This is a genomic window from Nocardia sp. NPDC050712 (genome assembly GCF_040654295.1).
Taxonomy (GTDB): Bacteria; Actinomycetota; Actinomycetes; order Mycobacteriales; family Mycobacteriaceae; genus Nocardia.
Genome location: NZ_JBFAHT010000002.1, coordinates 941,467 through 967,398 on the forward strand (window position 1 = coordinate 941,467; position 25,932 = coordinate 967,398).

Genomic DNA, 25,932 nt, shown 5'->3' on the forward strand with positions numbered 1-25,932 from the left:
GCAGAATGTCAGGCCCGCAAGGCTTTTCGCGCCGCGCGCTTCACCTTGGCGCAGCGCAGCAGGTAGATCGGCGTCGGCGGCACCCAGCCCAGCTGCACGGCCATACCCAGGTCGTCGCGGTTGGCCCAGTGCTCGCCGATCTTGCCGTCGCGCATCCGGAACCAGTGCGACTGGGTGATGGCGAAAGGCTTGCCGGTCGTGGCGAAGGCCTGCTCGACCTCGCCTTGTTCGGAGTAGAAGACGATCGGGCCGGTGTGGCGGCCGCGCATCGTGGAGTTGACCGCGACGAGATCGCCCTCGGCGGCGGTGTGGTGGATGTCGTAAGCGAGATCGCTGATCGCGGCGCCGAACCAGGCCGCGCGATTTAAAGCGTTAGCGCGCACGGCATTCGGCGAGCGCCTGACCGGTGTTCGCCTGGGCCGGGGTGGGCGGCGGCAGCGTCGGGGCGGCCGGCGTGACGATGGGCTGCGCGGGCTCCACGGGCGGGGGTTCGTTCGTGTAGAGGCGGGCTCCAGTCTGGTGCGGCCCAGGATCGAGGGTGAGGCCGTAGATCTCGGTGGTCTGGTCGTAGAGGTCGGTGACGCGGACCGCGAAGGGGCCTTCGCCCGCGCCGGAGATGGTCCAGTGATTGTCCGGGCCGCGCGTCAGGGGCCGCCAGTCGTCGGCGTCGGACGCGCGGATCGCGACCTGGTGCAACGGATTACCGGTATTGCTGAACAGGATCGCGAGCCAGCTCGCCGAGGAGTCGGGCTTCACCTCGTAGATCATCTCGGGTGCCGGATCTGGATCGCGGACCACGCTGTAGCGGATGTCGGCGACGCCGTGGGTCGGGTCGGCGATCCGCTCGAAGGCGGCGGTGCTCAGATCCAGCTGCCCCGGCGAGCAGCCCGGGCAGCGGTCGGCGATGAGGACGCGGACGTCACCGTTGGGGCCGTGCACGTCGAGGAAGGCGCCGCACAGATCGGCGGTGCCGTACTCGTGGGTGGAGATGCCGGCGTAGAAGCCGTCCAGCGGCAGATCCGGATAGGAGCAGGCGACGCTCGGTGTGAAGGAGTAGTAGCGCGCCTCACCGGGCACCGCGGCGGACGGCGCGGCCGTCGGCGGGGGTGTGGTGGTCCGCTTGGTCGCGACGCCGGAACTGCTCGGCGGGAACGCGACCTGGGTGGTGGCCATGGTGTCGGTGGCGGTGCGGGCAGCCCCGCAGGCAACCGGTTCGGGCCGCGCGACCCAGACCACCACGCCGACGACGGCGAGCAGCGCGCCGAGCACGGTCCAAGCCCAGCCCGAGCGAAAGTGATGTTGCCTCAGAGGTATTCGGTGCACCGTTGTCCCCGGCTTCCGGCTCACCCAACTCGCGGACTCTCCATCCTGACGTGCTCAGGAAACCAGGGGGGCCGTGCGCGCACGATGCGAACGTAAATACTCCAGTGTGAAACAGAGCCGATTCGGCAATCCCGGGGCAAATCGCCCCGAGGCCTACCCGCCGGTGCCACCGAAAATCGGAAAAGCTCCACCCAGCCAAACCCACGTCGGCGTCGTACCGGCATCTTCCGGAGGATCTCGACCGAGGCCGGGAAACCCGCGAGCAAACCCTACGAGGTCCGTTGGGCAACGCCGCAGCACCTGCCGGCCGAAGATCTGTGAGCGTGGCGGCAAGACCCGCGAGCAACTTTAGGAGGTCGGTTGGGCGACGGCACGGCACCTGCTGAAGATCTGCGAGCTTGGCCGGGAGTTCGAGCATCTCTCGGGGCCGTTGGACGCCGACACGGCACGTGCCGAAGATCTGCGAGCGTGGCCGGGAGACCGGCGAGTAATTCTACGAGGTGGCGCGCTCGTGGACGACGTCCATGCCGCCCAGTTGATGGTCCATGCGGTCCCGCTTGGTGCGGAGATAGCGGATGTTGTGTTCGGTGGGGGTTGCCTGGAGCGGTAGCCGTTGCAGCACCTCGATGCCGTATTCTTCGAGCCCGGCCTGTTTGGCCGGATTATTGCTCAGCAAACGCACCGAGTGGATGCCCAGGTCGGCGAGCACCTGTGCGCCGGCGGTGTACTCGCGCGCGTCGACGGGGAGTCCCAGGGCCAGGTTCGCGGACACGGTGTCGGCTCCGTGATCCTGGAGTTGGTAGGCGCGCAGCTTGTTCAGCAAACCGATGCCGCGGCCCTCCTGTCCGCGCAGGTAGACCACGACGCCGCTGCCGGCCTCGGCTACCAGCCGCAGCGCGGCGTCCAGTTGATCGCCGCAGTCGCAGCGCAGCGAGCCCAGCGCGTCGCCGGTCAGGCACTCCGAATGCAACCGGGCCAGTGCGCCTTCCGGGCCCGGCTCGCCGAAAACCAGTGCGAGGGTTTCGGTTCCGGTGACGTCGTCGCAGTAGCCGAGGAGCCGGAACTCTCCGAATCTGGTGGGCAGGCGGGTCTCGACGACGCGGCGCAGGGTGCGCTCCAGCCGGCGGCGATAGTCGATGAGATCGGCGATGGAGATGATCGGCAACCCATGGGTCCGGGCGAATTCTCGCAGTTCCGGCAGCCGTGCCATGGCGCCGTCGTCACGCACGATCTCGGCGATGACCCCGGCGGCCGGTAGCCCCGCCAGCCGGGTCAGGTCGACAGCGGCTTCGGTGTGTCCCGGCCGGCCGAGCACGCCGTCCGGGTCGGCCCGCAGCGGGAACACATGGCCAGGCCGGGTCAGTTCGCTCGGCATCGTGCGCGAATCCGCCAGCACCCGCACGGTCCGGGCCCGATCGGCGGCCGAGATCCCGGTGCTGATCCCCGTGGCCGCGTCCACCGACACCGTGAACGCGGTGCCTTTCGGATCCTCGTTGACCACCGTCATCGGCGGCAGCCGCAGCCGATCCAGCTCGGCGCCCGTCATCGGGACGCACAGCACCCCACTGGTGTGCCGGACCATGAACCCGATCGCCTCGGGCGTGGCCAGCGACGCCGCGAGCACGAGATCGCCCTCGTTCTCCCGATCCTCGTCATCGACGACCACCACCAGCCCGCCCGCGGCGATCGCGGCAATCCCCACCTCGACCGTGTCCAGCTGTCCGCGACCCATGATTTCCATATGCCTAGTAGAAATATTCCTAGCTAGGACGGATAGCGGGTGTCCCGGTGAGCGGATCGGCAGAATCGTGCAGATCTCCGGGAAAACGCGCGCGGGCGCGGGCGGATGGCCCGGAAATTGCACGATTCTGCCACCGCAGGGGTTACCAGTGCAGGCCCGGAATCACCCTCGTGACGCGCGCCGCGGGAGTGGGCAGCGCCATCAGCGGGAGCAGCACCGGCGCGAGCATGGCCAGCGGGCTGCGGGACCCGCTGGGCTGATCCGCCTCGGGCTTCGCGCCCTGTGCCGCACGGGATTCCCCGAACATCCGGTACCCCTGGTGCAGGATGGAGCGCTTCACCGAGGGCATCAGCAGATCGACCGCCTGGGCGAAAGTGCCCACGGGGGTGTCGATCCGGTGCGGGCGCTGCTCGAGCGCGCGCAGCACGATCGCGGACGCCTGGTCCAGGTCGTGTACCGGCAGCGAGCGGTAGAGGTCGGTGGGCGCGATCATCGGGGTGCGCACCAGCGGCATCCGGACCGAGGTGAAAGTGATGCCCGCGTCCCGGTTTTCGACCGCGGCGATCTCGGAGAAGTTGTCCAGGGCGGACTTGCTCGCGACGTAGGCGGCGAAGCGGGGCACCTTGGTCTGCACCGCGATCGAGGAGATGTTGACGATGTGACCGAAGCGCCGCGCCCGCATCGAGGGGAGCAGGGCCAGGATCAGACGGACCGCGCCGAAGTAGTTGACCGCCATGGTGCGCTCGAAGTCGTGCATGCGGTCGGTGGAGTTGAGCACCGAGCGGCGGATCGAGCGGCCCGCGTTGTTGACCAGGTAGTCGATGTGGTCGTGGTCGTGCAGCACGGTTTTGACCAGCAGTTCGACCGCTTCGGGGTCGGTGATGTCGCACGGGTAGCCGTAGGCGGAACCGCCCTCGGCGCGCACCGAGGCGACCGCGGCGTCGAGGTCGTCTCGGCCGCGGGCCACCATCAGCACGGTGGCGCCGCGGCGCGCGACCGACTGCGCGCTGGCCAGGCCGATGCCGGAGGAGGCGCCGGTGATCAGCACGATGCGCCCGGCGAACGGGTCACCCGCGACGGGACGGCCGCGGTCCGGGTTCAGGTTCTCCCGCCAGTACTGCCACAGGCGCTCGGCGTAGCTCTCGAAAGCCGGCACGGTCAGGCCGGACTCGCGCAGCTGGGCCTGGGTGGAGTCGGCGACGAACTCGGCGGTGAAGCCGACGTGCGGGGCGACGGCCGCGGGAATCCCGGCCTGCTCGAACAGGAAGTCGCGGACGGCGGGCACGCCGGGCAGGTGCCCGAGACCGCTCAGCGCGCGTCCGCTGCCGGGCACGACGCCGATGCCGGCCGGGCCGCCCGCCGCGGTGGCCAGCGCGCGGTAGACCTCGCTGAACGGCTGCGGATCCGGGTTGACCAGGTGGAAGGTGCGGCCGTCCAGGCCGGGCCGGCGCACCAGTTCGACCATCGCCGCGGCGACGTAGTCGACCGGCACGATATTGGTGGCGCCCAGATCCGGCAGCGGCATCGGCAGGTCGGCGGGCAGCCCCGCCAGCTTCGCGATGGCGGGGAAAAAGTAGTACGGGCCGTCGATCTTGTCCATCTCGCCGGTGCGGGAATCGCCGACCACGATCGCGGGCCGGTAGACCCGCCACCGCACACCCGCCGCCTGCCGGACCAGCTTCTCGGCCGCGAACTTGGTGCGGTGATACGGCGAGGTCAGCTGTTGTCCGAGGTCGAAGTCCTCCTCGAAGAACTTGCCCTTGTGGTCACCGGCGACCGCCACCGACGACACGTGATGCAGTACGGCGCCGAGCTCGCGCGCCAGCGCGATGACCGATTCGGTGCCCGCGACATTGGCCGCGTGCGCGGTCGCCTCGTCGGCGCTCATGTCGTATACGGCGCCCAGGTGCACCACGTGGTCGGCCGCGGGCGCGTTGTCGAGCAGCCCGAGATTCGGCGCCGTCAGGTCGCCGAGCAGCGCGAACACCCGCTCGCCGCCGTGCCAGCCGGCCGCGAGCTCGTCGAACTTGGCCCGCGACGCCGCGCGGATGAGCACGTGCACGATCGCCTCGGGTTCGGCGTCGAGCAAGCCCTGCACGAATCGCCGCCCGAGAAATCCGGTACCGCCCGTAACGATGTAGGAAACCATCGCTCCTCCTGCTTGTCATGAATCGCCTTGTGGCACAACGCCGATCCGACATGCAGCAGTGGATGCGGATGAAAGAAGCCGGGGAACACCTTCGGCCCGACTGATAAGAAACTGTAATAGGTCGGAGGAGTCTGCGGCAAAACGACACGGTGTGGAACTGGTCACCCTGTCGGCCCAGGTCAGAGGGTATGTGTGACAAGACTTTCCAGTTACCCGCGGTCTGCTGAACTGTCGGCCGTGCGCCCGTAGACTGGGCGATCGGCGGGCGGGTGGTCCGTTCGCGTCCGGGTGGTTCGGCGGTGGCGGTGAGGTACGGGGCGTCCACGACGTATCGGCAATCGCACACGATGCTGCTCGACTACTGGTTCTGCCTGCTCGTCGGGATTGTCTTCGCTGGCGGCGGCACCCTGGTCGTGCTCTCGGCGCTCGGCGCCGTCGCGGACCGCAACGATCCCGCCTTCGACCATTTCGGCGCGGCCTTCGGCCTGGTGCTCGGGCTGCTGTGGGCCACCCTCGGCCTTGGCGCGCTCTGGCTGGCACGCGAAATCCGGCGCACGACAACCTGTTTGATCATCACGCCGGAGGGGCTGACGCACATCACCGACGGCGCGGTCACCGCCTTCGCCTGGCCCGAGATCGCCCTCATCCACGCCGGCGGCGCCCGCCTCACCATCCTGCCGGGCGTCCGCGACCTGCACACCATCCGCACCGGCGAACTCCGCGCCAGCTCCGATGTCATCCTGCACACGATCCGGCACTACTGCCCCTCGGTGACGATCACCCGGTAACCCGTCAGCCGGCCAGCACCTCGTCGACGGTCGCGGCGATCCGATTGCGGAAGGTGTTGGGGGAGAAGGTGATCGCGTGGTCGCGGATGGTGGACGGGTCGTAGTCGGCGATCCCGAAGGCGGCCATGGCCTTGGCGAAGCCCTCGATCACCGCCGCGTCGGAGCCGAACGGGACGTGCTCGCCGCTGACCCCGGGGATGACGGTGTCCAGCGCCCCGCCCGCGCCGACCGCGATCACCGGGGTGCCGCAGGCCATCGCCTCCACGGGCACGATGCCGAAATCCTCGACGCCGGGCATGAGCAGGGCGCGGGCCCGGCGGTAGGTATCGAGCAGGACCTCGAAGGAGGTGGCGCCGAGGAAGGTGGTCTCGGGGCCCGCGATCGATTCCAGGTGCTGGCGATAGCGGCCGTCGCCCAGGACGACCAGGCGCACACCGGCCTGCTGAGCGGCCCGGATGGCCAGGTCGGCGCGCTTGTAGGGGACGAGGCGGCCGGCGTAGAGAAAGAAGTCCTCACGGGGGATCGCGGGGGCGGGGGTGAAGCGATCGACGTGCACCGGCGGGTTGATGACCGAGGCGGGCAGGCCCCACCAGTCGTGCACGCGTTCGGCGACGGCGCGGGAGTTGGCGATGACGTGGCTCAGGTGCAGCGCGGCCCGGAGTTCGTTGCGCCGGGCGAACTCGCCGAGTACCGAGAGCGCGGCCTGGCCGGTGCGCCCGCCCGCCTCCTGCGCGCGGAAGGCCGGGTCCCAGGCCCAGCGGGCGGGGCTGTGCACATAGGCGATGGTCGGGGCGTCGGTGGCGAACACCGCCTGGGTGGCGAAGGCGAAATGGCTGATGAGCACCGCGTCGAACCGGTTGCGCAGCGGCAGTTTTCGCAGCGCGCGGGGCACGAAGGGCATCAGCGGCGCGTGCGAGCGGGTGACCGAGTGCGCCTTGCTCAGCCAGGTGTCGTGCACCGTGTGCAGCGGCGGCCGCACGCTGTCGGGTTCGACGATCGGTGCGAAAACCTCGGCGCGCGGCCAGTTCTCGAAGAATTGCGCGACGCAGGTCTCGGAGCCGCCGAGCTCGGTGAACCGTTCGTGCACGATCGCCATGCGCGGAAAACCCATCAGAATTCCAATCTTCGCGGCGCCGCGTAGCGGCGGATGGCCGGCGCCACCGGCCGGCCGTTCAGCAGACCGTCCACGCTGCCCTGGTCGAGTGCTTTGCGGTAGACCAGGGCCGCTTCCCGGCAGGCGGCGACGGTCTGGGCGATGTCGGCCTCGGTATGCGCCGCCGAGGTCACGAAGGATTGCCCGAGCACCCCGCGCTCGAGCAGCTCCTGGAGGAACAGCGTCCGGAACGGCTGGGAGGGTTGGCCTTCGGGGTCGCGGGTGGCGAAGATCAGGCAGGACGGGCGGCCGAGGACCTGGAGGTATTCGCCGATGCCGTAATCGGCCGCGACAGCGTTGACACCGTCGGCGAGCAGCCGCCCGGCGTGCTCCATGCGCGCGATCGGATCGTTGTCGGTGTACTCCCGCACCACCGCCCGGAAGGCCGCCAGCGCGGCCGTCTCGGGTCCGTGCGTGGTGGACAGCAGGAACACCCGCTCCCGGTCGGTGTTCAGCCCGCCCAGTTCCATGTACTCGCGCTTGCCCGCCAGCGCCGAGAGCGGAAACCCGTTGCCCATGGCCTTGCCCCAGCACGACAGGTCGGGCCGCACGCCGTACAGCGTCTGCGCGCCGCGCGCCGACCAGCGGAACCCGGTGATCATCTCGTCGAAGACGAGCAGCGCGCCGTGTTCATCGCACAGCTCCCGAACCCCTTGCAGGAAACCGGGTTCCGGTTCGGCGAGCGCGGTGGCCGCCTCGAGGATCACCGCGGCCACCGGCTGCGCCGCCAGCACCGCCGCCAGGGACGGCAGGTCGTTGTATCGGAATGTCACCGTGCTGCCGGTCGCGGGGATTCCGCTGTCCATGGCGGTGGTCCCGATGAACCAGTCGTCGACGGAGAAGAACGGCTGCTCGCAGATCGCGACCGCGGTCCGCCCGGTGGCCGCGCGCGCCAGGCGCACCGCGGCGGTGGTGGCATCGGACCCGTTCTTGGCGAACTTCACCATGTCGGCGCCGGGCACCAGGTCCAGGAAGTCTTGAGCGGCGAGTAGTTCCAGCTCGGTGGGGCGGCTGAAGCTGACCCCGTCGGCGATGGCGTGGCCGACCGCCGTCAGCACCGGCTCGAAGCCGTGCCCCAGGGTGACCGAGCGCAGCCCCATCCCGTACTCGACGTAGCTGTTGCCGTCGGCGTCCCAGACCCGGGCGCCCTTGCCGCGCACCAGGATCGGCGCCATGTGCTCCGGATATTGATCGGATCCGCGCGCGTAGGTGTGCGCGCCGCCGGGCACCAGCGCGTGTAACTGCGCCTGAAGCTGATTGCTGCGGGTGTAGCCGCGCGGGCGGGCGGGGGGTTCTTCGCTGGACACAGACGACATGAGGGGCTCCTCCGACGGTGGGTGACACACGCGCACTCGAAAGCCCGCAACACCAATCGCATTGTGCGCGAAGGATCTACGGACCACTGTAAACCCGTCGGGTGGCGCTGTCCTTTCGTTACCGGGACACCGCGCGCCACGCGACACACTCGGCTGAACGTGCGGGCGGGGTAACCGGTTCATTCGCGCAGCGTGACGGCCCACAGATCGTGGTCCGCCCGGCGACCGGTCGGTCCGACGAATTCGCGCATCCGGCCCTCCCGGATCATTCCGACCCGCCCGGCGATCTCGGCGGAGGCGGCGTCGGCCGCCTCGATCTCGGTGGCGATCCGGCGCAGGCCCAGTGTCTGGAAGCCGTGCGCGATCAGCAGCCGCATGACGGTTTCCCGCACCCGGTTCAGCAGCGGCTCGGTCCAGACGAACATCCGGGCGTTGCGGTCGAACATGTCCAGCTCGAACAGGCGGGCCTCGCCGGTGTACACCCCGTCCACCTCGATCGCCAGCACCAGCCCGGCGGGCGAGCGCAATCCCGCTCGGGCGCCCAGGTATTCGCGGAGCCACCGCGGATATCGAGGCGGCGCGTGGCTCTCGGCCGAGGTCGATCGGGCCCGGGCCCGGCTCTCGCGCCACCGCGTCCAGTCCGTGAACCGGCGGGTCCGGACCACCACCTCCGGGTGCGCCGGATCGGTCAACCGCACCTCCGGGGACGTGCGCAGCGGGTCGGCGGCGTGCCGGGTCCGGCCAGCGTAGTAGCGGGCGGTGGCGACGGCGATCGTGGAACGGCTCGGGGCCGCGGTGTCGTCGGCGGGCACGGGCGGCAGCGGCTCGCTGCCGGAATGGCGGGCGATCCAGTTCGCGGTCGCGCCCTCGGCCGGTAGGTCGGAGGCGAGCACCGCCCACAGATCGTGATCGCGCCGTTCGCCGTCGACGTCGAAGTATCGCGTCATCCGGGCTTCCCGGCGCATCCCGAGCGCGGCGGCCCCGGCGGCGGTCCCCTTGTTGGCGGGGGAGATGGGCGCGGTGATCCGGTGCAGCCCGGCCCGCCGGAACCCGAAGTCCAGCATCATCGCGACCGCGAGCCCGCCGATGCCGTGCCGGGCCAGCTGCGCGTCCACCCAGATGCCCAGTTCGCCGGTGCCGGCCGCGAGCGAGCCGAGCTCGATCTGCCCGGCGAACCGTCCGTCCACCTCGATCACGGTGCCGAGCCGACGCCCGGCGCGGGCATCGGCGCGGCTGTCGAAAACCTCACGCACCCAAAGCTTTCCGGTGTGCCGCTCGGCCCAGGGCAGGGGCGAGGTGGTCCAGAACGGCTCGATGTAGCGCTGATCGCGCAACCGGATCCGCCGCCACTGGGCGTAGTCGTCGAATCGGGGTGGGCGTAGTACGACCGCCGCGCTCGGTAACCGCGCGGGGCCCAGGTGAATCCGGGACAGCGAGACCTCACCGTCGGGCACGCCTCACCCCCTGGGGCGCTGCCGGCCCAGCGGAGCGGCGCCCAGCGCCCCGTCGGTGGACACGGTCAGCCGCCAGTAGGCCCCGGCCGTGTCCTTCAGGACGACGCCGGCCTCCGGTCGTTCGGAAAGCCAAGCGCCGCTGGACAAGATCGCCGAGCGCACCGCGTTGTCCGGGCCCTGCGCCTGGAAGATATCGGCGTCGCTGGCGCCGGCCCGCCCGACCATCGTCCCGGCGAAGTGCGGTGTGTGCATGCTGTTGCGGCTGATCACGGTCCAGCCGTCCGGGAAGATGCCCGGTGGTAGATCGTCGGTATTGGTGGAGATGAGATTGATCGCGGTGCCCTCGGGACAGCCGGTGGGATCCACCCGGACGTCGGTCGGCGCGCGGTCCAGATCCTTGTCGAAGATGACGTTCGCCAGGTACGGCTGGCGGCAATAGATCAGGTCCACGCCGACGGTGCGGGCCGCGACCTTGCAATTGGTCATGCCGAACTGGGACGGGCCGCCGCGCTTCAAATCGCCGATGGACAAGGCGATCTCGGCGCCCTCGAACCAGACATTGGTCAGCCACCAGTCGTTGGCCGCGCCGTCGACCCGGATGTGGTTGACCGTGGTGCGCGGGTCCCGGTCGGAGACGAATTCCACGTTGGTCAGCGCCAATCCGGCGTTGTGGTCGTTGCCGGTGCCGAGCACGCCGACGTAGTTGCTGGTCAGCTTGGACGAGGTCACATAGTTCTGGATGCAGGAGGTGACGATGCCGGTGCCGAAGTTGTTGATGTCGCAGTTGATGAACGCGGTGCCGCCGGTGTCGCCCTCCAGCACCACCCCGCGCTGCTGCACGAACTTCGGATGATTGTCGCTGAGGTGATTACCGCGCAGCACCACCGCGTCGAAGGAGCACCGGAAGCAGTTCGACAGCAGCACCGCCGTGGACGCCGGCCCCGACATGAAGATGCCGAGGCGGGAGAAACGCACCCGGTTCTGCTTGCGCAGTTCGATCAGGGTGGTGTCGGTGTCGCAGGTGATCAGCGAGACATCGCCGCCGTCGCCGAGCACGGTGGCGTAATCGGGCAGCTTGGGGAATGCCGTCACCCGGTACTTGCCCGCGGGCAGGTACAGCACCAGCGAGGCATCGCCCACCTCGGCGGCGCGCGCGAGCGCCTCGGTGTCGTCGGCGACGCCGTCACCGACGGCGCCGAAGTCCTTGACGTTGCGGGCCGAGGGGGCATCGGTCACGTGTGGCGACCGGAATTCGAGCCCCGGGGATTCCGGGGCGGCGCAGGCCGCCAGCGGGAGCGCGGCGGCAGCGCCGAGCGCGGTGACGAGCATTCTGCGGCGGCCGAGACCATCGTCTGTCATCTCCGTGTTGTCTTCCCGATCAACCGTTTCAGGCTGTTGCCCGGCTTGCTGTACGCTACCGCGCCGGTCAGCCGATCGGCACCGAATGTCGCGACCGCGCCGCGCAATTGGGGGATATTGGTGGCGCCGAGTTCGACAATGCCCAGGGTCTGCTCGCAGAGCGGGGCGAGCGCGAGAGCGTCGGCGGCCTGAGCCACCGGCGCGACCTCTACCAGCACATGGTCGAACTCGGTGCGCAGTTTCGCCAGGGTGCTCGCGAACCGATCGGAGGCCAGCAGGTCGGCGGTCTGGCCGTCCGCCGCGCCCAGCGGCAGCACGGTAAGCCCCGTTTCCGGCCACGCGGTGAGCGCCTCGGGCACCGGCGTCGACCCGCGCAGCACCGCCGATAGCCCCGGACTCGTGTCTTCCCGCGAACTTCCAGCACCCGAAGTGTCGGCGTCCACGAGCACCACCGAGCGCCCGGTGTCGGCGAAGGCCTGGGCCAGGGTCTGCGCCACTTCCGGCCGGGAATGCGGCGACAGACTGGTCACCAGGACGGTGCGCGCCTCCCCGTCGCGCAGCAGCCGGGTGCGCAGGCGACGGGTTTCGCCGATCGCGCCGGGCCGGCCCTCGTCGATGATGCCGAGGATCGGAACCCGGCCGCCCAGTACGCCTTCGAGATCATTGGAGGTGCGCAGCGTCCGGTCGGTGCGATCGCGCAGGAACGCCGCCAGCCCGCCGATGGCGAGTCCCGCCAACAGCCCGACGAGATAGATCCGGGTGCCCTGCGGCCCGGCCGGATCGGTCGGCAGCTCGGCTTTGTCGATGACCTCCACCCGCGCGGCGGGCGCGGCGGTCTGCTCGATCGTCTCCAGCTCGGCGACCAGGCGGCGGAAGTGCGCCACCACGGTATTGGCCAGATCGCGGGCCAGCTGCGGATTCTCGTCGGTGACCGAGATGATGATGGTGGCGGTGGCCGGCGGCGAGGACGCGGTGATCTTGCCGCGCACCTCCTCCACCGACATCTTGATGCTCAGGTCGTCGATGACCCGCTGCGCCACCGTGGCGCTGGTGGCCAGCCCGAGATAGGACCGCACCCGCCCCTGCGCCGCGAGCCCGCCCTGGTAGGAGTCGTTGACCGAGGTTCCGGTCGCCATCGAGACGTAGGTGCTGCTGGAGGCGACGTAGGTGGTGGGTTGACTCCGTAGATACGCTCCCGCCGCCAGCAGGCCTACCGCGAGCGCGACGGCGATGATGAGCCAGCGCCGCCGCGCGATCTTCAGATAGTCGGTCAATCCCATTGCGCGGAACCTCTTTTCCCTACTGGAACAGGTCGAACGTCGGTGCGCGGCGGCAGCGGCTTGGCGCGCCGCCGGAATTCCTTGACCACCAGGTAGATCAGCCAGGCCAGGACCGCGGCCTGCAGGAACTTGCCCAGGTTCTCCATGCTGCCGAGGAAGCCGCGTTCGAACAGCGCCGAGGATCCGGTCATGGCCAGGGCCAGGACGACCAGCGGAAAATGGCGCGAGTACAGCGATTTCGCCCAGGCGAGCAGCAGCAGGAAGGTGAAGCCGACGCCGAGCAGTACCCCGGTGTAGCCGCCGATGACATAGCCCTCGTTGACATTGCCCTCGGCCAGCGACACCGACACCTGACTCATGTCGACCGAGGCGCCGCGGATGTCGTTGGCCCAGGCCACGCCGGACTGGAACTTCTGGGTGCCCAGCAGCTGCCCGGGGATCAGGCTGAGCAGGCCGTGGCGCAGCACCTCGGTGGCGGTCAGCCAGTAGTCGGGCCCGTGATAGTAGGCGTCGGTGGCGGCTTCGAGCAGATCGAAGCGCCGCAGGATGGACAGGAACGGCCGCACCATCGCCGGATACTGCGAATCGGTGAGAGCGGCTTCGGATTTGGCGAACTCGGTGGTCTTGAACGACTGCAACCAGCCGAAGCCGACGATGCCGACCACGCCGATCGCGCCGACGCCGTACGCCTTGGCGCGATTCCAGCCGACGATCGCGAAGCGCACGGCCACGGCCATGGCGGCGCCCAGGACCGGGGTCTTGGACTCGACGATCACGGTCCACATCAGTTCGACGGCCAGCAGCCCGCCGAGTATCAGCACGGTGGTCTGGGTGCGGTCGGGCCGCAGGAAGATGATCAGCCCCATGGCGGCGATGGTCGCCAGGATGGTGACGAAACTCAGGATCGGGTTGGCGCTGCCCACATCACCGGCCTGGCCGACCGCGCCGGTGGCCATGGTGGCGCCCCGGCCGAGCAGCCCGACGGCGTACATGGTGGCCAGCGCCGGGACGAAGTCCGCGTTGGCGGTGATGGCCGGTTCGGCCGGCGCCGGGCGGTTGCGCGCCCAGAGCGCGTAGGCCAGCACCAGGCCCGCGTAGACCCACAACCCGAAGACGACGTGATCCAGGACCAGCGCCATGATCCGGTCGTAGCCGAGGTCGGCCAGGCGCGGATCGGGGACATTGTCGCCGTAATGGGTCTGGGGCTGCACCGCCAGCAGTACCACCGGGCGCGCCACGTAGGACAGCGACCAGAACGCGGCCTGCCCGATCAGGAACACTCGCGCCACACCCGGAATCCGCAGTGCGGCAACCACAATGGTGAGCAGTGCGATCGCGATCAGGGCGACATCGACGGCGGCTCTCATGACGCGCCCCGCGGCAGCGCGCCGAGGATCTCCCGGGCCCGGTCGACATAGCGGTGCCCGTCCCCGGTGATGCGCTGATAGCCCGCCTCGGCGACGGCGGCGGCCTTGTCGGGGTGGGTCGCGCACCAGTCGAGGATGCCGTGTAGCTCCGCCGGTTCGTCGAACAGGAAGCACTCGACCGTGTCACGCAGCAGTTCCGCGTGCTCGTCGGTGCGCTCGCCGACGAACAGTCCGCCCGCGGCGGGCACCTCGAAGGTGCGGCAGGTGTGGGTGTCGCGGTTACCGGAGTTGAGCAGGACCAGATTCGCGGTGATGCTCGCGACCACGGTGGAGTACTGCTGCCCGTAGACCGGCCCGGCGATGGTCGCGCCGGTGGTGCGCAGTTCGGGGATGCGGCGCCAGCCGGGGCCGCGCACGATCATCCGGTCGCCGTAGTGCCGGGCCAGGTCGACCAGCTGGTCGCGCCGGTCCGGGCGGCACACGCCGATGAATCCGGCGAGGTACTCGCGGGTGCCGCGGCGTGCGGTGCGCTGGTGCCAGGCCGGGTCGTAGGCGCTGCGCACGAACAGGACCTGCTGGGCGCCGCGGGCGCGCAGCTCGGGCACGTTGTGCCGCTTGGTGGTCACCACCAGGTCCCAGCCGGTCTCGTGCGCCAGGTACGCCGGGCTGATGTTCTCCGGGTTGGCGACATCGTCGGGGCTGTAGTGGACGTGCCAGCGCGCCGGCACGTCCAGCAGCCGCCGCTGATCCAGGTGTACGCCTTTGAAGACGAAGAGCAGGTCCGGCCGGAATTCCGCCGCGGCCCGGTCGATCTCGGCGTGCAGCGCCTCGACCCGCCACGGCGCTCGGCGGTGCGCGAGTTTCGAGTAGACCCAGGGGGCCGACCCCCGCGCGGGCAACGTCACGGGGGTGGAATCGAGCGCCACCACCTCGTGCCCGGCCTGGCGGAACCCGTCGGCCAGCGAGCGCGCGTTGCTGCCGACCCAGTCGTCGCCGAGGTAGAGGATCTTCACGTCGAACCCTCCTTCAGTGCCGCGCCGGCCAAGGCGGTGCGCTCGCGCACGATGAGCCAGCGCACGCGCGCGAGATACCAGGCGGCGACGGTGAATTCGATGACCACGGTCCCGTAGACCAGCGTCCACACCGAGTGTGTGCGGAAGGCGATCGCCAGCGCGACCGCCGCGACGCAGGTACCCAGGATCGCCCCGACCAGCACGCCGGTGGTGTCCTGGCGGACCGGTAGCAGCGCGGTGGTGACGAACGAGGTCACCGTGGTGGCGGGCAGGATGAACACTTCCACCCGCAAAAGCGCGATGGCGGAGTCGAATTCGTGGCCGAACACGAGATGGATCAGCATCGGCGCGGCCAGCCACACCGCGCCCGCCGCGAGGATCGCCGCGCCCACGCACAGCGCGAGGGCTTGCAGGGCGTGCCGCCAGAACCGGTGATCGGCGCTGCGCCGGGCCATACGGGGCAGCAGCGCGAACCCGATCGGGTCCAGCGTGGACTGGATGGCGCGGACCAGCCGGTCGCTGGCCGAGTAGAGGCCGAGCGCCACGGTGTTCAGCACCGCCGAATACACCGCCGCCGCGCCCTGGCCGTACAGGGTGACCAGCAGTCGCGAGGTGAGAACCGGTGCGCCCGTGCGCAATACGCCCAGGAACAGGTGCGGCCGGGACGGCCTGCCATAGGTGCGGATCGAATCCCACCAGGTCAGGGCCACGGTGGGCACCGAGGACACCAGCAGGCACAGCAGCGCCAGCTGCGCGCTCGGCAGCCGCGGCAGCAGCGCGACCAACAGGATGAGATAGCCGATCCGGCCGACCGCCTGATACGCGGTGGAGGTGCCGAACCGGCCCTGCCCGATGAGCAGCCAATCCTCCGAGATCGACCAGAAGCCGCCCGCGAACAGGCCCAGCAGCACCATGCCGAGCGTTTCGGGCATCCGGATCACCAGGCTCAGCAGCAGGGCCGCACCGAGGACGGCCAGAATGCTGAGCCGGATCGCGAGGTAGTCGCCGCGCAACTGGTTGATCTGCGCGTGCCGCTCGGCGCCGGTCTGCCCGTCCATCGAATCGTGCACGCGGGCGGCCAGGAACTGCGTGATCCCGAGGTCGACCAGCAGCGACCCGAGGAAGTACGCCGACATGCCGATCGCGATCAGGCCCATGCCGTGCGTGCCGAGCAGGCGGGCGATCAGCGGCACCGTCACGATGGTGATCAGGTATTGGCCGTACTTGCCGAACATGACGAAGCCGATGTCGCGGAGCAGGCCGAACGCCCCCTGGGAGCGATGCGTACCACCTCCCGCGCTGCCACGGACTTCGTCGGTTCGGCGGTGCTTGGGTTCAGTCATGGCGCAGGTGCTCCAAAAAAGAGGCGACCGTGCGCGCCGTCGCGCCGATTGCGAAGTCGTCGGCTGTGGTCCGGCCCGCCGCGGCGAGCCGGGAGCGCAGGGCGGGATCCAGTAGCAGGGTGTCCAGGGCGGCGGTGAGCTGCGCTTGCGCGCCGCCGGTGACGAGGAGGCCGTCGACGCCGTCCTCGACGATCTCGGTGGGGCCGCCGGGGCCGGAGGCGATGACGGCGCACCCCGCGTGCATGCCCTCCACGACCACCTGGCCGAACGGTTCGGGCAGCACCGAGCAGTGCACCAGCACGTCGGCGTCACGCAGGTAGGGGCCGGGATCCTCGACGTGCCCGGTGAAGGTCACGGGCAGGGCGAGTTCGGCGGCGAGGCGTTCCAGGTCGGCCCGGTAGGGCTGCTCGTCGAAGAAGGTCCCGCCGACCAGCAGTACCCGGTGCGGGCGGACCTTCGTCTCGGCCAGTGCGCGCAGCAGCAGATCCTGGCCCTTCCACGGGCTCAGCCGCCCGACGACGGCGACCACCGTGTCCTGCGGGGCGCGCTGCGCCGCCCGGGTGCGCTCGGTGCCGAGTTCCACACCGGGATAGGCGACTACGGCCGGCTTGCGCCCCGTGGACAGCGTCGCCAGCGTGGCTCTGCTGTTGGCGAGGTAGCCCTGCGCGACCAGCCGCCCGAGCGTCCGGATGACCAGGGTGGGCAGCCGCCCGAAGTAGTCGGCCGCGATGCGATCGTGCACCTGCCAGACCAGGGGAATCCGCGCGCGGCGCGCGGCGATGCTGCCCATCACCAGGGCCTTGGTGCTCTCGGCGACGAGCACGTCCGCGGACCGCGCCGCGTCACCCACCGACCAGCCCAGCCGCAGCAGCGCGACGAACCCGGCCAGCAGGCGCAGCGGCCCCGCCCCGATCGTCATCGCGCGGCTGTCGAAAGCGCCACGCAGCACCCGGGTTTCGACCCCGCGTGCTCGCATGCGCTCGACCATCGGCCCGTCCTCGGTGTAGATCACGCTCGGTGTGAACCCCGGGAGGTCCCGCAAGGCCGACGCCAGCCGCATCGTGGCCAGCTCGGCACCGGAGGGGGCGGCGGTATGCGCCAGGAAGAGAACCCGAGTCATCGTCTGATATCCCGGTACATCGTCAGATGACGCTCCGCTGTGACATCCCACGAAAAAGTCTCCGCGTGCGCCCGGCATTTCGCGGTTCCGGGCAGGTCACCGTCGAGCGCGTCGACGATGCGCGCACCGAGCGCGGCGGCGTCGCCCGCGGGCACGATCAGCGAAGGATCCAGTCCGCGAACCGAATCCGGGAGCCCGCCGCAGTCGGTGACGATCGGGGCCCGGCCCGCGGCCAGGGATTCCAGCGCGATCAGGCCGAAGCCCTCCAGTGCGACGGTGGGCACGACGGTCAGGGCTGCGCTTTCGTACAGGGCGGTCAGCTCCGTGTCGTCGATGTGCCCGGCGAACCGCACGGAAGCGCCGAGCGGCGTTGCCTGCGCACGCAATTCGGGCTCGGCGGTGCCGGTGCCGACGATCACCAGCCGCGCGGTGGGATGCGCGGCCAGCACCTCGGGCCAGCAGCGCAGCAGATTGTCGATGCCCATGCGCCGTTCCAGCCGGCGCACGCACAGCACGGTGCGGGAGCCGGTGTCGCTCGGCGGCGGGGCCGCGGTGAACCGGGTCAGGTCTACGCCGGGAGGTATCACCTCGATGCGATCGGCGCGGACGCCGTAGTCATTACTGAGCACATCGCGGAAGTAGTGCGAAAGCACCACGAACCGATCCGCGCGCAGGTAGCGCAGCCGCTCCACGAGATACTTTGCCCGCGTGGCGATTTCACGCTGGCCGGTGAGCCTGCTCTCGGCCGCCCACGGCCCGTGGAAATGCACCACCAGCGGCAGGCCGCCGCGCCGGTCGACCGCGGGCGGACCGTAGAGGCAGAAATGCCGGTCCAGCACCGTGTCCGGATGCAGGGCGCGCCGATCCAGAAAGGCGGTGCGCGCCCGCCGTGCGGTCGAACCGCCGAGCGGCCCCCAGGATTTCGCGCCCGGCAGTTCCGGAGCGGTGCCGAAAGCCGCCGCGGACACCGATGCCTCGGGATTGCGGGCCAGCGCGTGAAACAGGTCGGTGAAATACCGGTTCAGTCCGCCGGGAGCCGAGGCGAACCATTCCGAACCTGTCATATGGACAGAAACAAACTCGGGCCCTGTCGACACCCCAGCCCCCTAATTCCCTCGCATCGATCGTTCCTGCGTGCGGACGTTTTCGCAGCACAATGCCGAACTAGCTTCCCGCGCAACAGTCTAGGTGAATGCGGCGCGCTCGGGTCGACAACAAGGAGGTCCGAGTACTCTGGCCTGCAAGAGCTTTGCGGGTGTAAATTGCACAGCGAGTTCGAGCTCGCCGACGAGCCGACCCGCGGGGGGCCAGCGGGAGGATCAATAACTGTGGGGATTGGATCGTCTGTGGCGCAACGAACCGACGTCGACGAGCGCGAAATTCGCGTACTCGTCGAGAACGGGGAGTACTGGCTGCGCAATCGTGGCGACATCGCGATGATGTCGGTCACCATCGAGCGAATACGCGCTCGCTGGCCGCATGCCCGCATCGGGCTGCTCACCCATCAACCCGCCATCCTGCGCGGCCTGCTGCCCGATGTCGAGCCGATCAGCGGTCCCGACTGGGACTGGGGCTCCGACGGCTGGCTGACCCGCACGGCCGCAACAAAACTGGTCGGTCCCGCCGCGCTCTGGTGGCGCGCGACCACCGACGGCCCCAAGGACCGGCTCCGGGCCCTGCGGGCCGCCGGCGGTAATGCCGGGCCGGTTTCCGCCGATGACACCGAGGAGATTCCAGAGGAGTTCCCGGTGCAGATTCCCGACGCGGTCCGAGCGGCCTCGCTGGTGCTCGCCCTGGGCGGCGGCTATCTCACCGATGTCGATCGCTATCAGGCGCACCGCACCATGGATCTGCTCGAACACGCGCGCGGGCTGGGCATTCCGACCGCCCTGGTCGGCCAGGGGCTCGGCCCGATGCACGACAAGCAGCTGTGGCGCCGGGCCGGGGAGGTATTGCCCGGCGTGGATTTCATCGGGTTGCGCGAGGCGCGGCGGGGCCCGGAACTGCTTGCGCAACTAGGTGTTCCCCGGGACCAGGTGCTGGTCACCGGTGACGACGCCGTCGAATTCGCCTACCGGTTGCGCGATCCCCGGATCGGCGCCGACATCGGGCTGTGCCTGCGGGTGGCCGACTACTCGAAGGTCAGCGCCGCCGCGCAGGACACTCTCGGCAAGGTCGTGCGCGCGCGGGCCGCCGAGCTCGATGCCGGGCTGATCCCGCTGATCATCTCCGAATACGCCTCCGAGGACCGGCTTTCCACGCTGCCGCTGCTGGACGGGGCCGAACGCGCCGCGGCGCCGGTGGGTCGCGGCGCCGACGCCCACGACGTGGCCCGCCAGGTGGCGCGCTGCCGGGTGCTGGTCACCAGCGCGTACCACCTCGCGGTGTTCGCGCTGTCCCAGGGTATTCCGGCCGTCGGGATCACCGCCTCGGAGTACTACGACGACAAGTTCCACGGCCTGGCGGGCATGTTCGGCGCCGGGCTGCGCGTCGTGCATCTGGACGACGCGGACCTGTCCGAACAATTGACCGGCGCGATCACCGAACTCTGGGATACCGCGCCCGCACTGCGTGACCCGCTGCAACAGCGGGCCATGGACCAGATCGACGCCAGCAGAGCCGGATTGGAGCGCGTCTTCGGATTGGTGGAGGACGGGCCGCTGCGACCGGTGCAACGTTTAGGGGGCTGATATGTCCACGCTGTCCGTGGTTGTCCCGGCATACAACGCCGGTCGTACCTTGGCGACAACGCTGTGCACCGTGCTCGAACAAGACGTCGACTTCGAATTGCTGGTGCTCGACAACGCCAGCACCGACGAGACCGGCGAGGTAGCGCACTCATTCGACGATCCGCGCGTGCGGGTGCTGCGCAACGAGACGGTGCTGCCGATCGGGGACAACTGGAACACCGCGATCCGCGCGTCCACCGGCGAGCTGGTGAAGGTGGTCTGCGCCGACGACGTGCTGCGTCCCGGCGCCCTGGCCGCGCAGCTCGAGGTGATGTCGGATGCCTCGATCGCCATCTCCTCCAGTCGATTCGAGGTGATCGGCGAGGCCGGCGAGCTGCTCGAAACCGACCTGGGGCTGCCCGGCCTGCTCGGCCGGCAATCTCCGCGGGCCCTGGCCCGGGCCATCGTCCGCCGCGGCCCCGCCGACTTCGGGCCGACCGCCGCGGGCATGTTCTACCGCGCACACTTCGACAAGGTCGGCGGCCTGCGCGGTGATCTGGTCTTCCCGATGGATGTCGACCTGTTCGCCCGCGTCGCCTCCTTCGGCGTCTTCTTCGGGATGACCGAAATCCTGGCGGCCTGGCGCAATTCGTCGTTCAACCTGTGCAGCCAGACTTCGACGGTGAGCAAGCTGACCGACATGCTCAAGTTCCACCACCGCCTGGCCGGGGACTACCCGGAGTTCGTCAGCCGCGGTGACGTGCTGGCCGGTGATTCCCGGCTGGCCCGCCAGGCGCTGCATCGCCTGCGGGTGCGCACCGTGGCGACGGTACGAAATCGCCCGGACCTCCTGTGAGATCCGGGCGATGCCCATCGTTCGGGTAGCCGGGCCTAGATGGTCCAGAGCTGCCCGTAGGTGATCACGGTGTCGCCGCTGGAGCTGGACACCGCGACGAACGGCCGGATATTGGTCGGCCCGAGCACCCCGGTCACAGTGCCGTGGAAGGAGCCGAGCCGCAGGAACCCCTCGGCCCCGGACACGTCGGCGCCGGCCACCTCGACCGTCTTGATGCCCGGCCCGAAGCCGACCTCCAGCACGATCCCCGCACGCGGGATCAGGCTGTCGATCTTCAGGACCGAGTCGTTGCCGAGATCGACGCCCAGGCCGGGGGTCGAGTACTCGAACTTGAGCCGGCCGTTGAGCGTGGCCGGGAAACCGACCTGATAGCCGATGGTGATGTGGCCGCTCCACTTGTCGGCGTCCGGACCGGAGATGCGGTACGCCGCCGTGCCGTTGTGGAACCATTCCCGGGTGAGCGGGTTGCCGTCCAGCGGCGGCACGAAATCTATGCGAGTATCGGATTGAATCGCCTCGACCGAACGCGAACTCTGATCGACGATGCTGTTGGAGCTGTCGACCGCCGCGACGGCCGACCCGTTCCCGAGCGTCAATCCTGTTGCCAGGATCGAGGCCAACGCGAACATGCGCGCGCTCCGCACCCGGAGCTTGGTTTCCCTCATCTGAATCCCCTTAATATCCCCGCGCCCCGATGAGCGCCTGACCGGCGCCCTGCCGCGCCCGTTGTCTCCCCGCCCTCGAGCACACGAGGCAACATTCCATCGTCCAGCTTCATCAGGGTGACAGTAAATAGTGTGTGTCGTATCAACAGATATGAGCCGAGCGAGCTACAAATCCGCTGCGGTGCAGCGAATTCAGGGCGATCATACTCCTTTCACCGGTCCGGTCGGGTCGTCCAGAAACCATCGGCCCGCGAGTTCTGGAAAGCGCTCGCGGACCTCGGGTAGCAGGTCGGGCAGGGTGAGCAGTACCGAATCCGGTTGCGCCGCCAGCAGTTCGGCCGGGGCGACGATGGGCACATCGGTGCCCGGCATGCGGCGGCCGTGCTTGGCCGGCGAGGCGTCGGCGACCGCCGTGAGCAGGCCGGCGTGCACGCCGGCCAGGCTGAACAGGGCGACCGCGCGCGAGGCCGCGCCGTAGGCGTACACCCGAAGACCCTGTGCAGACTGTGATTCCAGCCACGCGCGCAGAGCGCGAGCATGCTCGTCGGTGACCTGTTGCAAGCGCCGCAGCGCGGCGAGGTCGAGCTGCGCGGCCTCGGCGGCCAGGACGGCGGCCACCGTTTCCCCGGGCTCGACGGCCCCGTGCTCGGCGGCGAGCAGCACGGTGCCACCGTAGAGGTCGAACTCCCACGCGCCGCTGACGCTCATGCCCGCGGTGGCCAGCAATCGCTGCACGGCCGCGAGTGAATAGTAGGCAAAGTGGCCGTGTCGCAGCGCGTTCCACTGTCCGGCCGCCACAATCGTGGCCAGCGAGTGGTATTGCAGCAGGAGCAGGCCCCCGGGCGCGGTCGCCGCGGCCCGTTCGGCGAACGCCGCCCGCTGATCCGGCTCGTGCATGATGCCGAAGCAGTCGAGCACCACGTCCGCGGTGCCGGTGACCTCGCTGAACCCGCGTGCCGCCAGCAGCGGAACCCAGGTCCCGCCATGCGGACTGCCGAATTCACGCACCGTGCGCCCGCGCAGCGACCCGGCGACCCGCTCGACCGCGGCCGCGGCCTGATCCCGCAACGCCTGCGGCTCCACCCCGCGCGGCTCCTCGGCGCGGGTGTCGTCCTCGGCCAGCTGCGCCAAATCGCACTCCAGGCACAGGTCCATGCGCAGCGGATGCGCGGTCTCGCTCGCGTCGACAGGTGATCCGGCCGCCGGAAAGTGATCGGCCGCAGGAACTTTCCCCAGATCCAGCACCGGCGTCAGACCGCCGCTCCCGCATCCGCGGCAGACAATCACCACAACTGACCCTTCCTCATGCGACGATGACCCGGTGCGTATCGAGCGATGCGATCTGGCGGACGTCCTGCTGCTGATCCCACAGCCCCATCGGGACGACCGCGGTCTGTTCACCCGGACCTTCGACGCCGAGATCTTCGACGACTACTTGCAAACCTCCGGCGCCGCCGCGAGTTTCGTGCAGGACTCGCAATCCCGGTCCGCCCGCGGCGTGGTCCGCGGCATGCACGGCCGGTCCGGGCGCGGCGAGGCGAAGCTGGTGCGCTGCGCCAACGGAGCCGTGCACGACGTGCTGGTCGACATCCGCCCGAACTCCCCGACGTTCGGGCAGCAGCAGGCATTCCGCCTGGACGACAACGACTTCCACACCCTGTTCGTGCCGCCGGGCTTCCTGCACGGCTTCCAGGCGATCTCGGCCACGGCCGATGTCTGCTACCGCATCGACCGCCCGCACGACCCGGCCGAGGACCTGGGCGTGGCCTACCACGATCCCGAACTCGGCATCGAGTGGCCGATGCCCGCGAGCATCGTCTCGCCCCGCGACGCCGCCGCCGGTAGCTGGGAGCATCTGCTCAGGACCGTGTGGAGGGGGTGAGCCGGCGCATCGAGGCGTCCAGGACGCCGGTGTCGCGGAGCCGCTCCAGGTGGGCCAGCCGGGTGAACTTCTGGAAGAAGTCGGCGCTGGTGAGCCCGCGAGTCGTGTACTCCTGGAACAGCTGTGCCGCCCCGGCGGGCACACTCCACCACGCCTTGAAGCCGAGCCCGCGGCGCGCGGCCGAGAAGTCGACCCGGTAGGAGCGCGGGTCGGCCCCGCTCTCCCCGGTGATCAGCAACCGGGACCCGGGTACCGCCTCGACCACCGCCTCCGCGATCTGCGCGACCGTCAGATTGTTCTCCTCGGTGCCGACGTTGTAGGCCCGGCAGTGGATCGCCTCGATCGGCGCGGTCAGGCAGGCGGCGAAGGCCCAGGCGATATCGCCGGCGTGCACCAGCGGCCGCCACGGCGTCCCGTCCGAGAGCACCTTCACCTCGCCGGTGAGCACGGCGTAGCCGACCAGATTGTTCAGCACGATATCCGCGCGCAAGCGCGGCGAGAAACCGAAAGCCGTTGCGTTGCGCAGGAATACGGGGGAGAAGCTGTCGTCGGCCAGGGCCGCGACGTCGTCCTCGACGCGCACCTTGCTCTCCGCGTACGGCGTCAGCGGGCGCAGCGGCGCGTCCTCGGTGACCAGGTCGGCGCCGCCCGCGCCGTACACCGAGCAGGTCGAGGCGTACAGGAACCGCCGCACCCCGGCCTGTTTGGCCAGCCGGGCCAGCCGTACCGAGGCGTGATGGTTGATGTCGTAGGTGATCTGCGGCGCCAGCGCGCCCAGCGGATCGTTGGACAGCGCGGCCAGATGGATCACCGCGTCGAAGCCCTGTAGCTGCTCGGCGCTGACGTCGCGTAGATCCACCGCTAGACCGGGCGGATCGCCCGGCAGCTCACCCAGTACGCAATCCTCGAAGTATCCGGTGTCCAGCCCGACCACCTCGTGGCCCGCGGCGCGCAGCACCGGCACCATGACGGTGCCGAGGTAACCCTGATGTCCAGTGACCAAGATCCGCATTCACTTGCCTCCCAACGCGATAACGGCTTTTTCCACGACGAACGCTTCGGCGTGCTGTGCGTGGCACTGCACCCCGCGCAACCGGGACAGCCCGGTGAACGCCTGCTCGTCGAACCAGTCCCGGCCGGCCTGGGACGGGTAGTGTTTGTGCAGCAGCCGCGCCTTCTCCTCGGCGACTTCGGTGCTCACCGGGTGGAAGAAGGCCGGCCGCGGTGTATCGGTCTCCCACTTGAGTATCTCGTAGCCGAGGATGAGCTGGTCCCGGAATTCGGTGGGAATCAGCTCCGCCAGCAGCCGATGATCTTGGTGCGCGTCCTCGCGATGCGGTGCGAACACCAGATCGGGCGCGGTGCGGCCGCGAAAGGTGTGCAGCGCGTCCTTGACCCGGTCCCAGTGCGCGGGCGCCCGGCCGTCGGGCAGGTCGAGCACGGTCAGCGTGAGGTCGGCGTCGGGGCAGAACGCCCGCAGCGCCGACAGTTCCTCGTCGGCGCGCGGTGTTCCGGCCCCGGAGAGCACCAGGGCGCGGACCCGCAGGCCCGGCCGCGCCCGGGCCAGGGTGAGCAGGGTCGCGCCCATGCCGATCGCGATGTCGTCGCAATGCGCGCCGAGCACCGCGATTTCCGCCACGGGCGCGGCGGAGAGGGCTCTCACCTGTGCTGCTCCCACACCATCCACGGGCGCTTGCCGGTGCGGTAGGCGTCGTCGAGCTCGGCGCGTTCCTTGAAGGTGTCGGCCGGCTTCCAGAACCCCAGGTGCTGGTAGCCGAAGAGCCGGCCCTGCCCGGCGAGCGCGCCGCAGGCGTCGGCGACCAGGTCGCCGCCCGGCGGCAGCAGATCGAAGACCTCCTGGGTGAGCACGAAGTAGCCGCCGTTCTCCCACAGCGGCATCCGCGAGACCGGCATGATGTCCTTGACCTCGCCGGTCGGGGTGACGTCCACGCAGTGGAACGACTGCTGCGGTGGCACCACCATCATCGAGGCGGCCGCGCCGGAGGCCTCGAATTTGTCGATCATCAGGTCCAGCGGGGCGTCGGTGAGGACGTCGGCGTAGTTGGCCAGGAAGGTCTCGTCGCCGTCGAGGTGCTCGCGCACGCGGCGCAGGCGTTCACCGATCGCCGATTCCACGCCGGTGTCGACGAAGGTGATCGACCAGTCGCTGATGTCCTCGCGCAGCAGCTCGACCTGCCCCTCGCGGATGACGAAGTCATTGGAGACCGACTCGTCGTAGGTGCGGAAGAAGTTCTTGATGTGGGTGGCGCCGTAGCCCAGGCACAGCACGAACTCCTTGTGCCCGTAGTGCGCGTAGTAGCGCATCACGTGCCACAGCAGCGGGCGCGGACCCACCAGTTGCATCGGTTTCGGGAGCATGTCGGAGCCGTCGCGCATCCGCATGCCGTAGCCGCCACAAAAGAGCACTACCTTCATGTGTATTCCCTCCCCGGG

At 69.7% G+C, this 25,932-nt stretch carries 23 protein-coding genes; 4 read left to right on the forward strand and 19 right to left on the reverse strand.

What is annotated here, in order from left to right; genetic code table 11:
• Positions 1-8: 8 nt before the first annotated feature.
• From AB0H76_RS14800 to AB0H76_RS14815, 4 genes are all read right to left on the reverse strand, one after another.
• Complete coding sequence (locus AB0H76_RS14800) at positions 9-383, reverse strand: ester cyclase (RefSeq protein WP_357322874.1); 375 nt, start codon at positions 381-383, stop codon at positions 9-11.
• Positions 373-1,269, reverse strand: a complete 897-nt coding sequence (locus AB0H76_RS14805) for an expansin EXLX1 family cellulose-binding protein (RefSeq protein ID WP_357322877.1) — start codon at positions 1,267-1,269, stop codon at positions 373-375. Before AB0H76_RS14805 ends, AB0H76_RS14800 begins: the two co-directional genes overlap by 11 nt.
• A gap of 547 nt (positions 1,270-1,816) precedes the next feature.
• Positions 1,817-3,064 carry a bifunctional 3,4-dihydroxy-2-butanone-4-phosphate synthase/GTP cyclohydrolase II gene (locus AB0H76_RS14810; protein WP_357322880.1) on the reverse strand — a complete coding sequence of 416 codons (1,248 nt, stop codon included), beginning with the start codon at positions 3,062-3,064 and terminating at the stop codon, positions 1,817-1,819.
• 142 nt (positions 3,065-3,206) lie between these two features.
• On the reverse strand, positions 3,207-5,213 hold the full coding sequence (locus tag AB0H76_RS14815; RefSeq protein WP_357322883.1) for an SDR family oxidoreductase: 2,007 nt from the start codon (positions 5,211-5,213) through the stop codon (positions 3,207-3,209).
• Between the two features lie 299 nt (positions 5,214-5,512).
• Here AB0H76_RS14815 and AB0H76_RS14820 point away from each other — a divergent pair, with 299 nt between their 5' ends.
• Entirely contained in the window at positions 5,513-6,001 is a 489-nt protein-coding gene (locus AB0H76_RS14820; protein ID WP_357322884.1) for a hypothetical protein, read from the forward strand.
• 4 nt (positions 6,002-6,005) lie between these two features.
• On the opposite strand, the gene AB0H76_RS14825 is transcribed toward AB0H76_RS14820, so the two are convergent.
• From AB0H76_RS14825 to AB0H76_RS14870, 10 genes are all read right to left on the reverse strand, one after another.
• Entirely contained in the window at positions 6,006-7,112 is a 1,107-nt protein-coding gene (locus AB0H76_RS14825) for a glycosyltransferase (RefSeq protein WP_357322887.1), read from the reverse strand.
• The gene (locus tag AB0H76_RS14830; protein ID WP_357322890.1) at positions 7,112-8,470 is read right to left on the reverse strand and encodes a glutamate-1-semialdehyde 2,1-aminomutase; all 1,359 of its coding nucleotides are present in this window, start codon (positions 8,468-8,470) and stop codon (positions 7,112-7,114) included. Before AB0H76_RS14830 ends, AB0H76_RS14825 begins: the two co-directional genes overlap by 1 nt.
• 179 nt (positions 8,471-8,649) lie before the next feature.
• Entirely contained in the window at positions 8,650-9,924 is a 1,275-nt protein-coding gene (locus tag AB0H76_RS14835) for a GNAT family protein (RefSeq protein WP_357322893.1), read from the reverse strand.
• Positions 9,925-9,927: 3 nt separating this feature from the next.
• Positions 9,928-11,283, reverse strand: coding sequence for a glycosyl hydrolase family 28-related protein (locus AB0H76_RS14840; RefSeq protein WP_357322896.1), 1,356 nt, complete (start codon positions 11,281-11,283; stop codon positions 9,928-9,930).
• Positions 11,280-12,563: a protein tyrosine kinase gene (locus tag AB0H76_RS14845; protein ID WP_357322899.1), complete on the reverse strand. Its 1,284-nt coding sequence runs from the start codon at positions 12,561-12,563 to the stop codon at positions 11,280-11,282. The genes AB0H76_RS14840 and AB0H76_RS14845 overlap by 4 nt, the downstream gene beginning before the upstream one ends.
• Entirely contained in the window at positions 12,554-13,930 is a 1,377-nt protein-coding gene (locus AB0H76_RS14850) for a hypothetical protein (protein WP_357322902.1), read from the reverse strand. The genes AB0H76_RS14845 and AB0H76_RS14850 overlap by 10 nt, the downstream gene beginning before the upstream one ends.
• A complete protein-coding gene (locus AB0H76_RS14855; RefSeq protein ID WP_357322904.1) occupies positions 13,927-14,943 on the reverse strand; it encodes a glycosyltransferase in 1,017 nt (338 codons plus the stop codon). Before AB0H76_RS14855 ends, AB0H76_RS14850 begins: the two co-directional genes overlap by 4 nt.
• Complete coding sequence (locus AB0H76_RS14860; protein WP_357322907.1) at positions 14,940-16,286, reverse strand: oligosaccharide flippase family protein; 1,347 nt, start codon at positions 16,284-16,286, stop codon at positions 14,940-14,942. Before AB0H76_RS14860 ends, AB0H76_RS14855 begins: the two co-directional genes overlap by 4 nt.
• Complete coding sequence (locus AB0H76_RS14865) at positions 16,279-17,406, reverse strand: glycosyltransferase family 4 protein (RefSeq protein WP_357322910.1); 1,128 nt, start codon at positions 17,404-17,406, stop codon at positions 16,279-16,281. Before AB0H76_RS14865 ends, AB0H76_RS14860 begins: the two co-directional genes overlap by 8 nt.
• Positions 17,403-18,470: a glycosyltransferase family 4 protein gene (locus AB0H76_RS14870; RefSeq protein WP_357322913.1), complete on the reverse strand. Its 1,068-nt coding sequence runs from the start codon at positions 18,468-18,470 to the stop codon at positions 17,403-17,405. Before AB0H76_RS14870 ends, AB0H76_RS14865 begins: the two co-directional genes overlap by 4 nt.
• A gap of 282 nt (positions 18,471-18,752) precedes the next feature.
• On the opposite strand from AB0H76_RS14870, the gene AB0H76_RS14875 reads away from it, so the two are divergent.
• Positions 18,753-20,096 carry a polysaccharide pyruvyl transferase family protein gene (locus AB0H76_RS14875; protein WP_357322915.1) on the forward strand — a complete coding sequence of 448 codons (1,344 nt, stop codon included), beginning with the start codon at positions 18,753-18,755 and terminating at the stop codon, positions 20,094-20,096.
• A gap of 1 nt (position 20,097) precedes the next feature.
• The gene (locus tag AB0H76_RS14880) at positions 20,098-20,931 is read left to right on the forward strand and encodes a glycosyltransferase (RefSeq protein WP_357322918.1); all 834 of its coding nucleotides are present in this window, start codon (positions 20,098-20,100) and stop codon (positions 20,929-20,931) included.
• A gap of 35 nt (positions 20,932-20,966) precedes the next feature.
• Here AB0H76_RS14880 and AB0H76_RS14885 read toward each other — a convergent pair whose 3' ends face one another.
• On the reverse strand, positions 20,967-21,596 hold the full coding sequence (locus AB0H76_RS14885; protein WP_357322921.1) for an MspA family porin: 630 nt from the start codon (positions 21,594-21,596) through the stop codon (positions 20,967-20,969).
• A 201-nt stretch (positions 21,597-21,797) separates the two neighbouring features.
• Positions 21,798-22,883, reverse strand: coding sequence for a methyltransferase domain-containing protein (locus AB0H76_RS14890; RefSeq protein ID WP_357326185.1), 1,086 nt, complete (start codon positions 22,881-22,883; stop codon positions 21,798-21,800).
• Between the two features lie 34 nt (positions 22,884-22,917).
• On the opposite strand from AB0H76_RS14890, the gene rfbC reads away from it, so the two are divergent.
• Positions 22,918-23,478: a dTDP-4-dehydrorhamnose 3,5-epimerase gene (gene rfbC / locus AB0H76_RS14895; protein ID WP_357322924.1), complete on the forward strand. Its 561-nt coding sequence runs from the start codon at positions 22,918-22,920 to the stop codon at positions 23,476-23,478.
• On the opposite strand, the gene AB0H76_RS14900 is transcribed toward rfbC, so the two are convergent.
• The 3 genes from AB0H76_RS14900 to AB0H76_RS14910 are packed head-to-tail and all read right to left on the reverse strand — an operon-like array spanning position 23,456 to position 25,914.
• On the reverse strand, positions 23,456-24,490 hold the full coding sequence (locus AB0H76_RS14900; RefSeq protein ID WP_357322927.1) for an SDR family oxidoreductase: 1,035 nt from the start codon (positions 24,488-24,490) through the stop codon (positions 23,456-23,458). The two genes, rfbC and AB0H76_RS14900, sit on opposite strands and share 23 nt — an antisense overlap.
• Entirely contained in the window at positions 24,491-25,141 is a 651-nt protein-coding gene (locus tag AB0H76_RS14905; protein WP_357322930.1) for a PIG-L family deacetylase, read from the reverse strand.
• Positions 25,138-25,914 (reverse strand): glucose-1-phosphate cytidylyltransferase, encoded by a 777-nt coding sequence (locus tag AB0H76_RS14910; RefSeq protein ID WP_357322932.1) that lies wholly within the window; start codon positions 25,912-25,914, stop codon positions 25,138-25,140. Before AB0H76_RS14910 ends, AB0H76_RS14905 begins: the two co-directional genes overlap by 4 nt.
• Positions 25,915-25,932: the final 18 nt, after the last annotated feature.

What these genes read in the sequence shown, in the direction of transcription:
- AB0H76_RS14845 (WP_357322899.1), bottom strand. Translation starts at nt 12,563, where the DNA reads ATGGGATTGACCGACTATCTGAAGATCGCGCGGCGGCGCTGGCTCATC.
- AB0H76_RS14860 (WP_357322907.1), bottom strand. Translation starts at nt 16,286, where the DNA reads ATGACTGAACCCAAGCACCGCCGAACCGACGAAGTCCGTGGCAGCGCG.
- AB0H76_RS14840 (WP_357322896.1), bottom strand. Translation starts at nt 11,283, where the DNA reads ATGACAGACGATGGTCTCGGCCGCCGCAGAATGCTCGTCACCGCGCTC.
- AB0H76_RS14910 (WP_357322932.1), bottom strand. Translation starts at nt 25,914, where the DNA reads ATGAAGGTAGTGCTCTTTTGTGGCGGCTACGGCATGCGGATGCGCGAC.
- AB0H76_RS14810 (WP_357322880.1), bottom strand. Translation starts at nt 3,064, where the DNA reads ATGGAAATCATGGGTCGCGGACAGCTGGACACGGTCGAGGTGGGGATT.
- AB0H76_RS14900 (WP_357322927.1), bottom strand. Translation starts at nt 24,490, where the DNA reads ATGCGGATCTTGGTCACTGGACATCAGGGTTACCTCGGCACCGTCATG.
- AB0H76_RS14870 (WP_357322913.1), bottom strand. Translation starts at nt 18,470, where the DNA reads ATGACAGGTTCGGAATGGTTCGCCTCGGCTCCCGGCGGACTGAACCGG.
- AB0H76_RS14880 (WP_357322918.1), top strand. Translation starts at nt 20,098, where the DNA reads ATGTCCACGCTGTCCGTGGTTGTCCCGGCATACAACGCCGGTCGTACC.
- AB0H76_RS14850 (WP_357322902.1), bottom strand. Translation starts at nt 13,930, where the DNA reads ATGAGAGCCGCCGTCGATGTCGCCCTGATCGCGATCGCACTGCTCACC.
- AB0H76_RS14830 (WP_357322890.1), bottom strand. Translation starts at nt 8,470, where the DNA reads ATGTCGTCTGTGTCCAGCGAAGAACCCCCCGCCCGCCCGCGCGGCTAC.
- AB0H76_RS14865 (WP_357322910.1), bottom strand. Translation starts at nt 17,406, where the DNA reads ATGACTCGGGTTCTCTTCCTGGCGCATACCGCCGCCCCCTCCGGTGCC.
- AB0H76_RS14885 (WP_357322921.1), bottom strand. Translation starts at nt 21,596, where the DNA reads ATGAGGGAAACCAAGCTCCGGGTGCGGAGCGCGCGCATGTTCGCGTTG.
- AB0H76_RS14815 (WP_357322883.1), bottom strand. Translation starts at nt 5,213, where the DNA reads ATGGTTTCCTACATCGTTACGGGCGGTACCGGATTTCTCGGGCGGCGA.
- AB0H76_RS14825 (WP_357322887.1), bottom strand. Translation starts at nt 7,112, where the DNA reads ATGGGTTTTCCGCGCATGGCGATCGTGCACGAACGGTTCACCGAGCTC.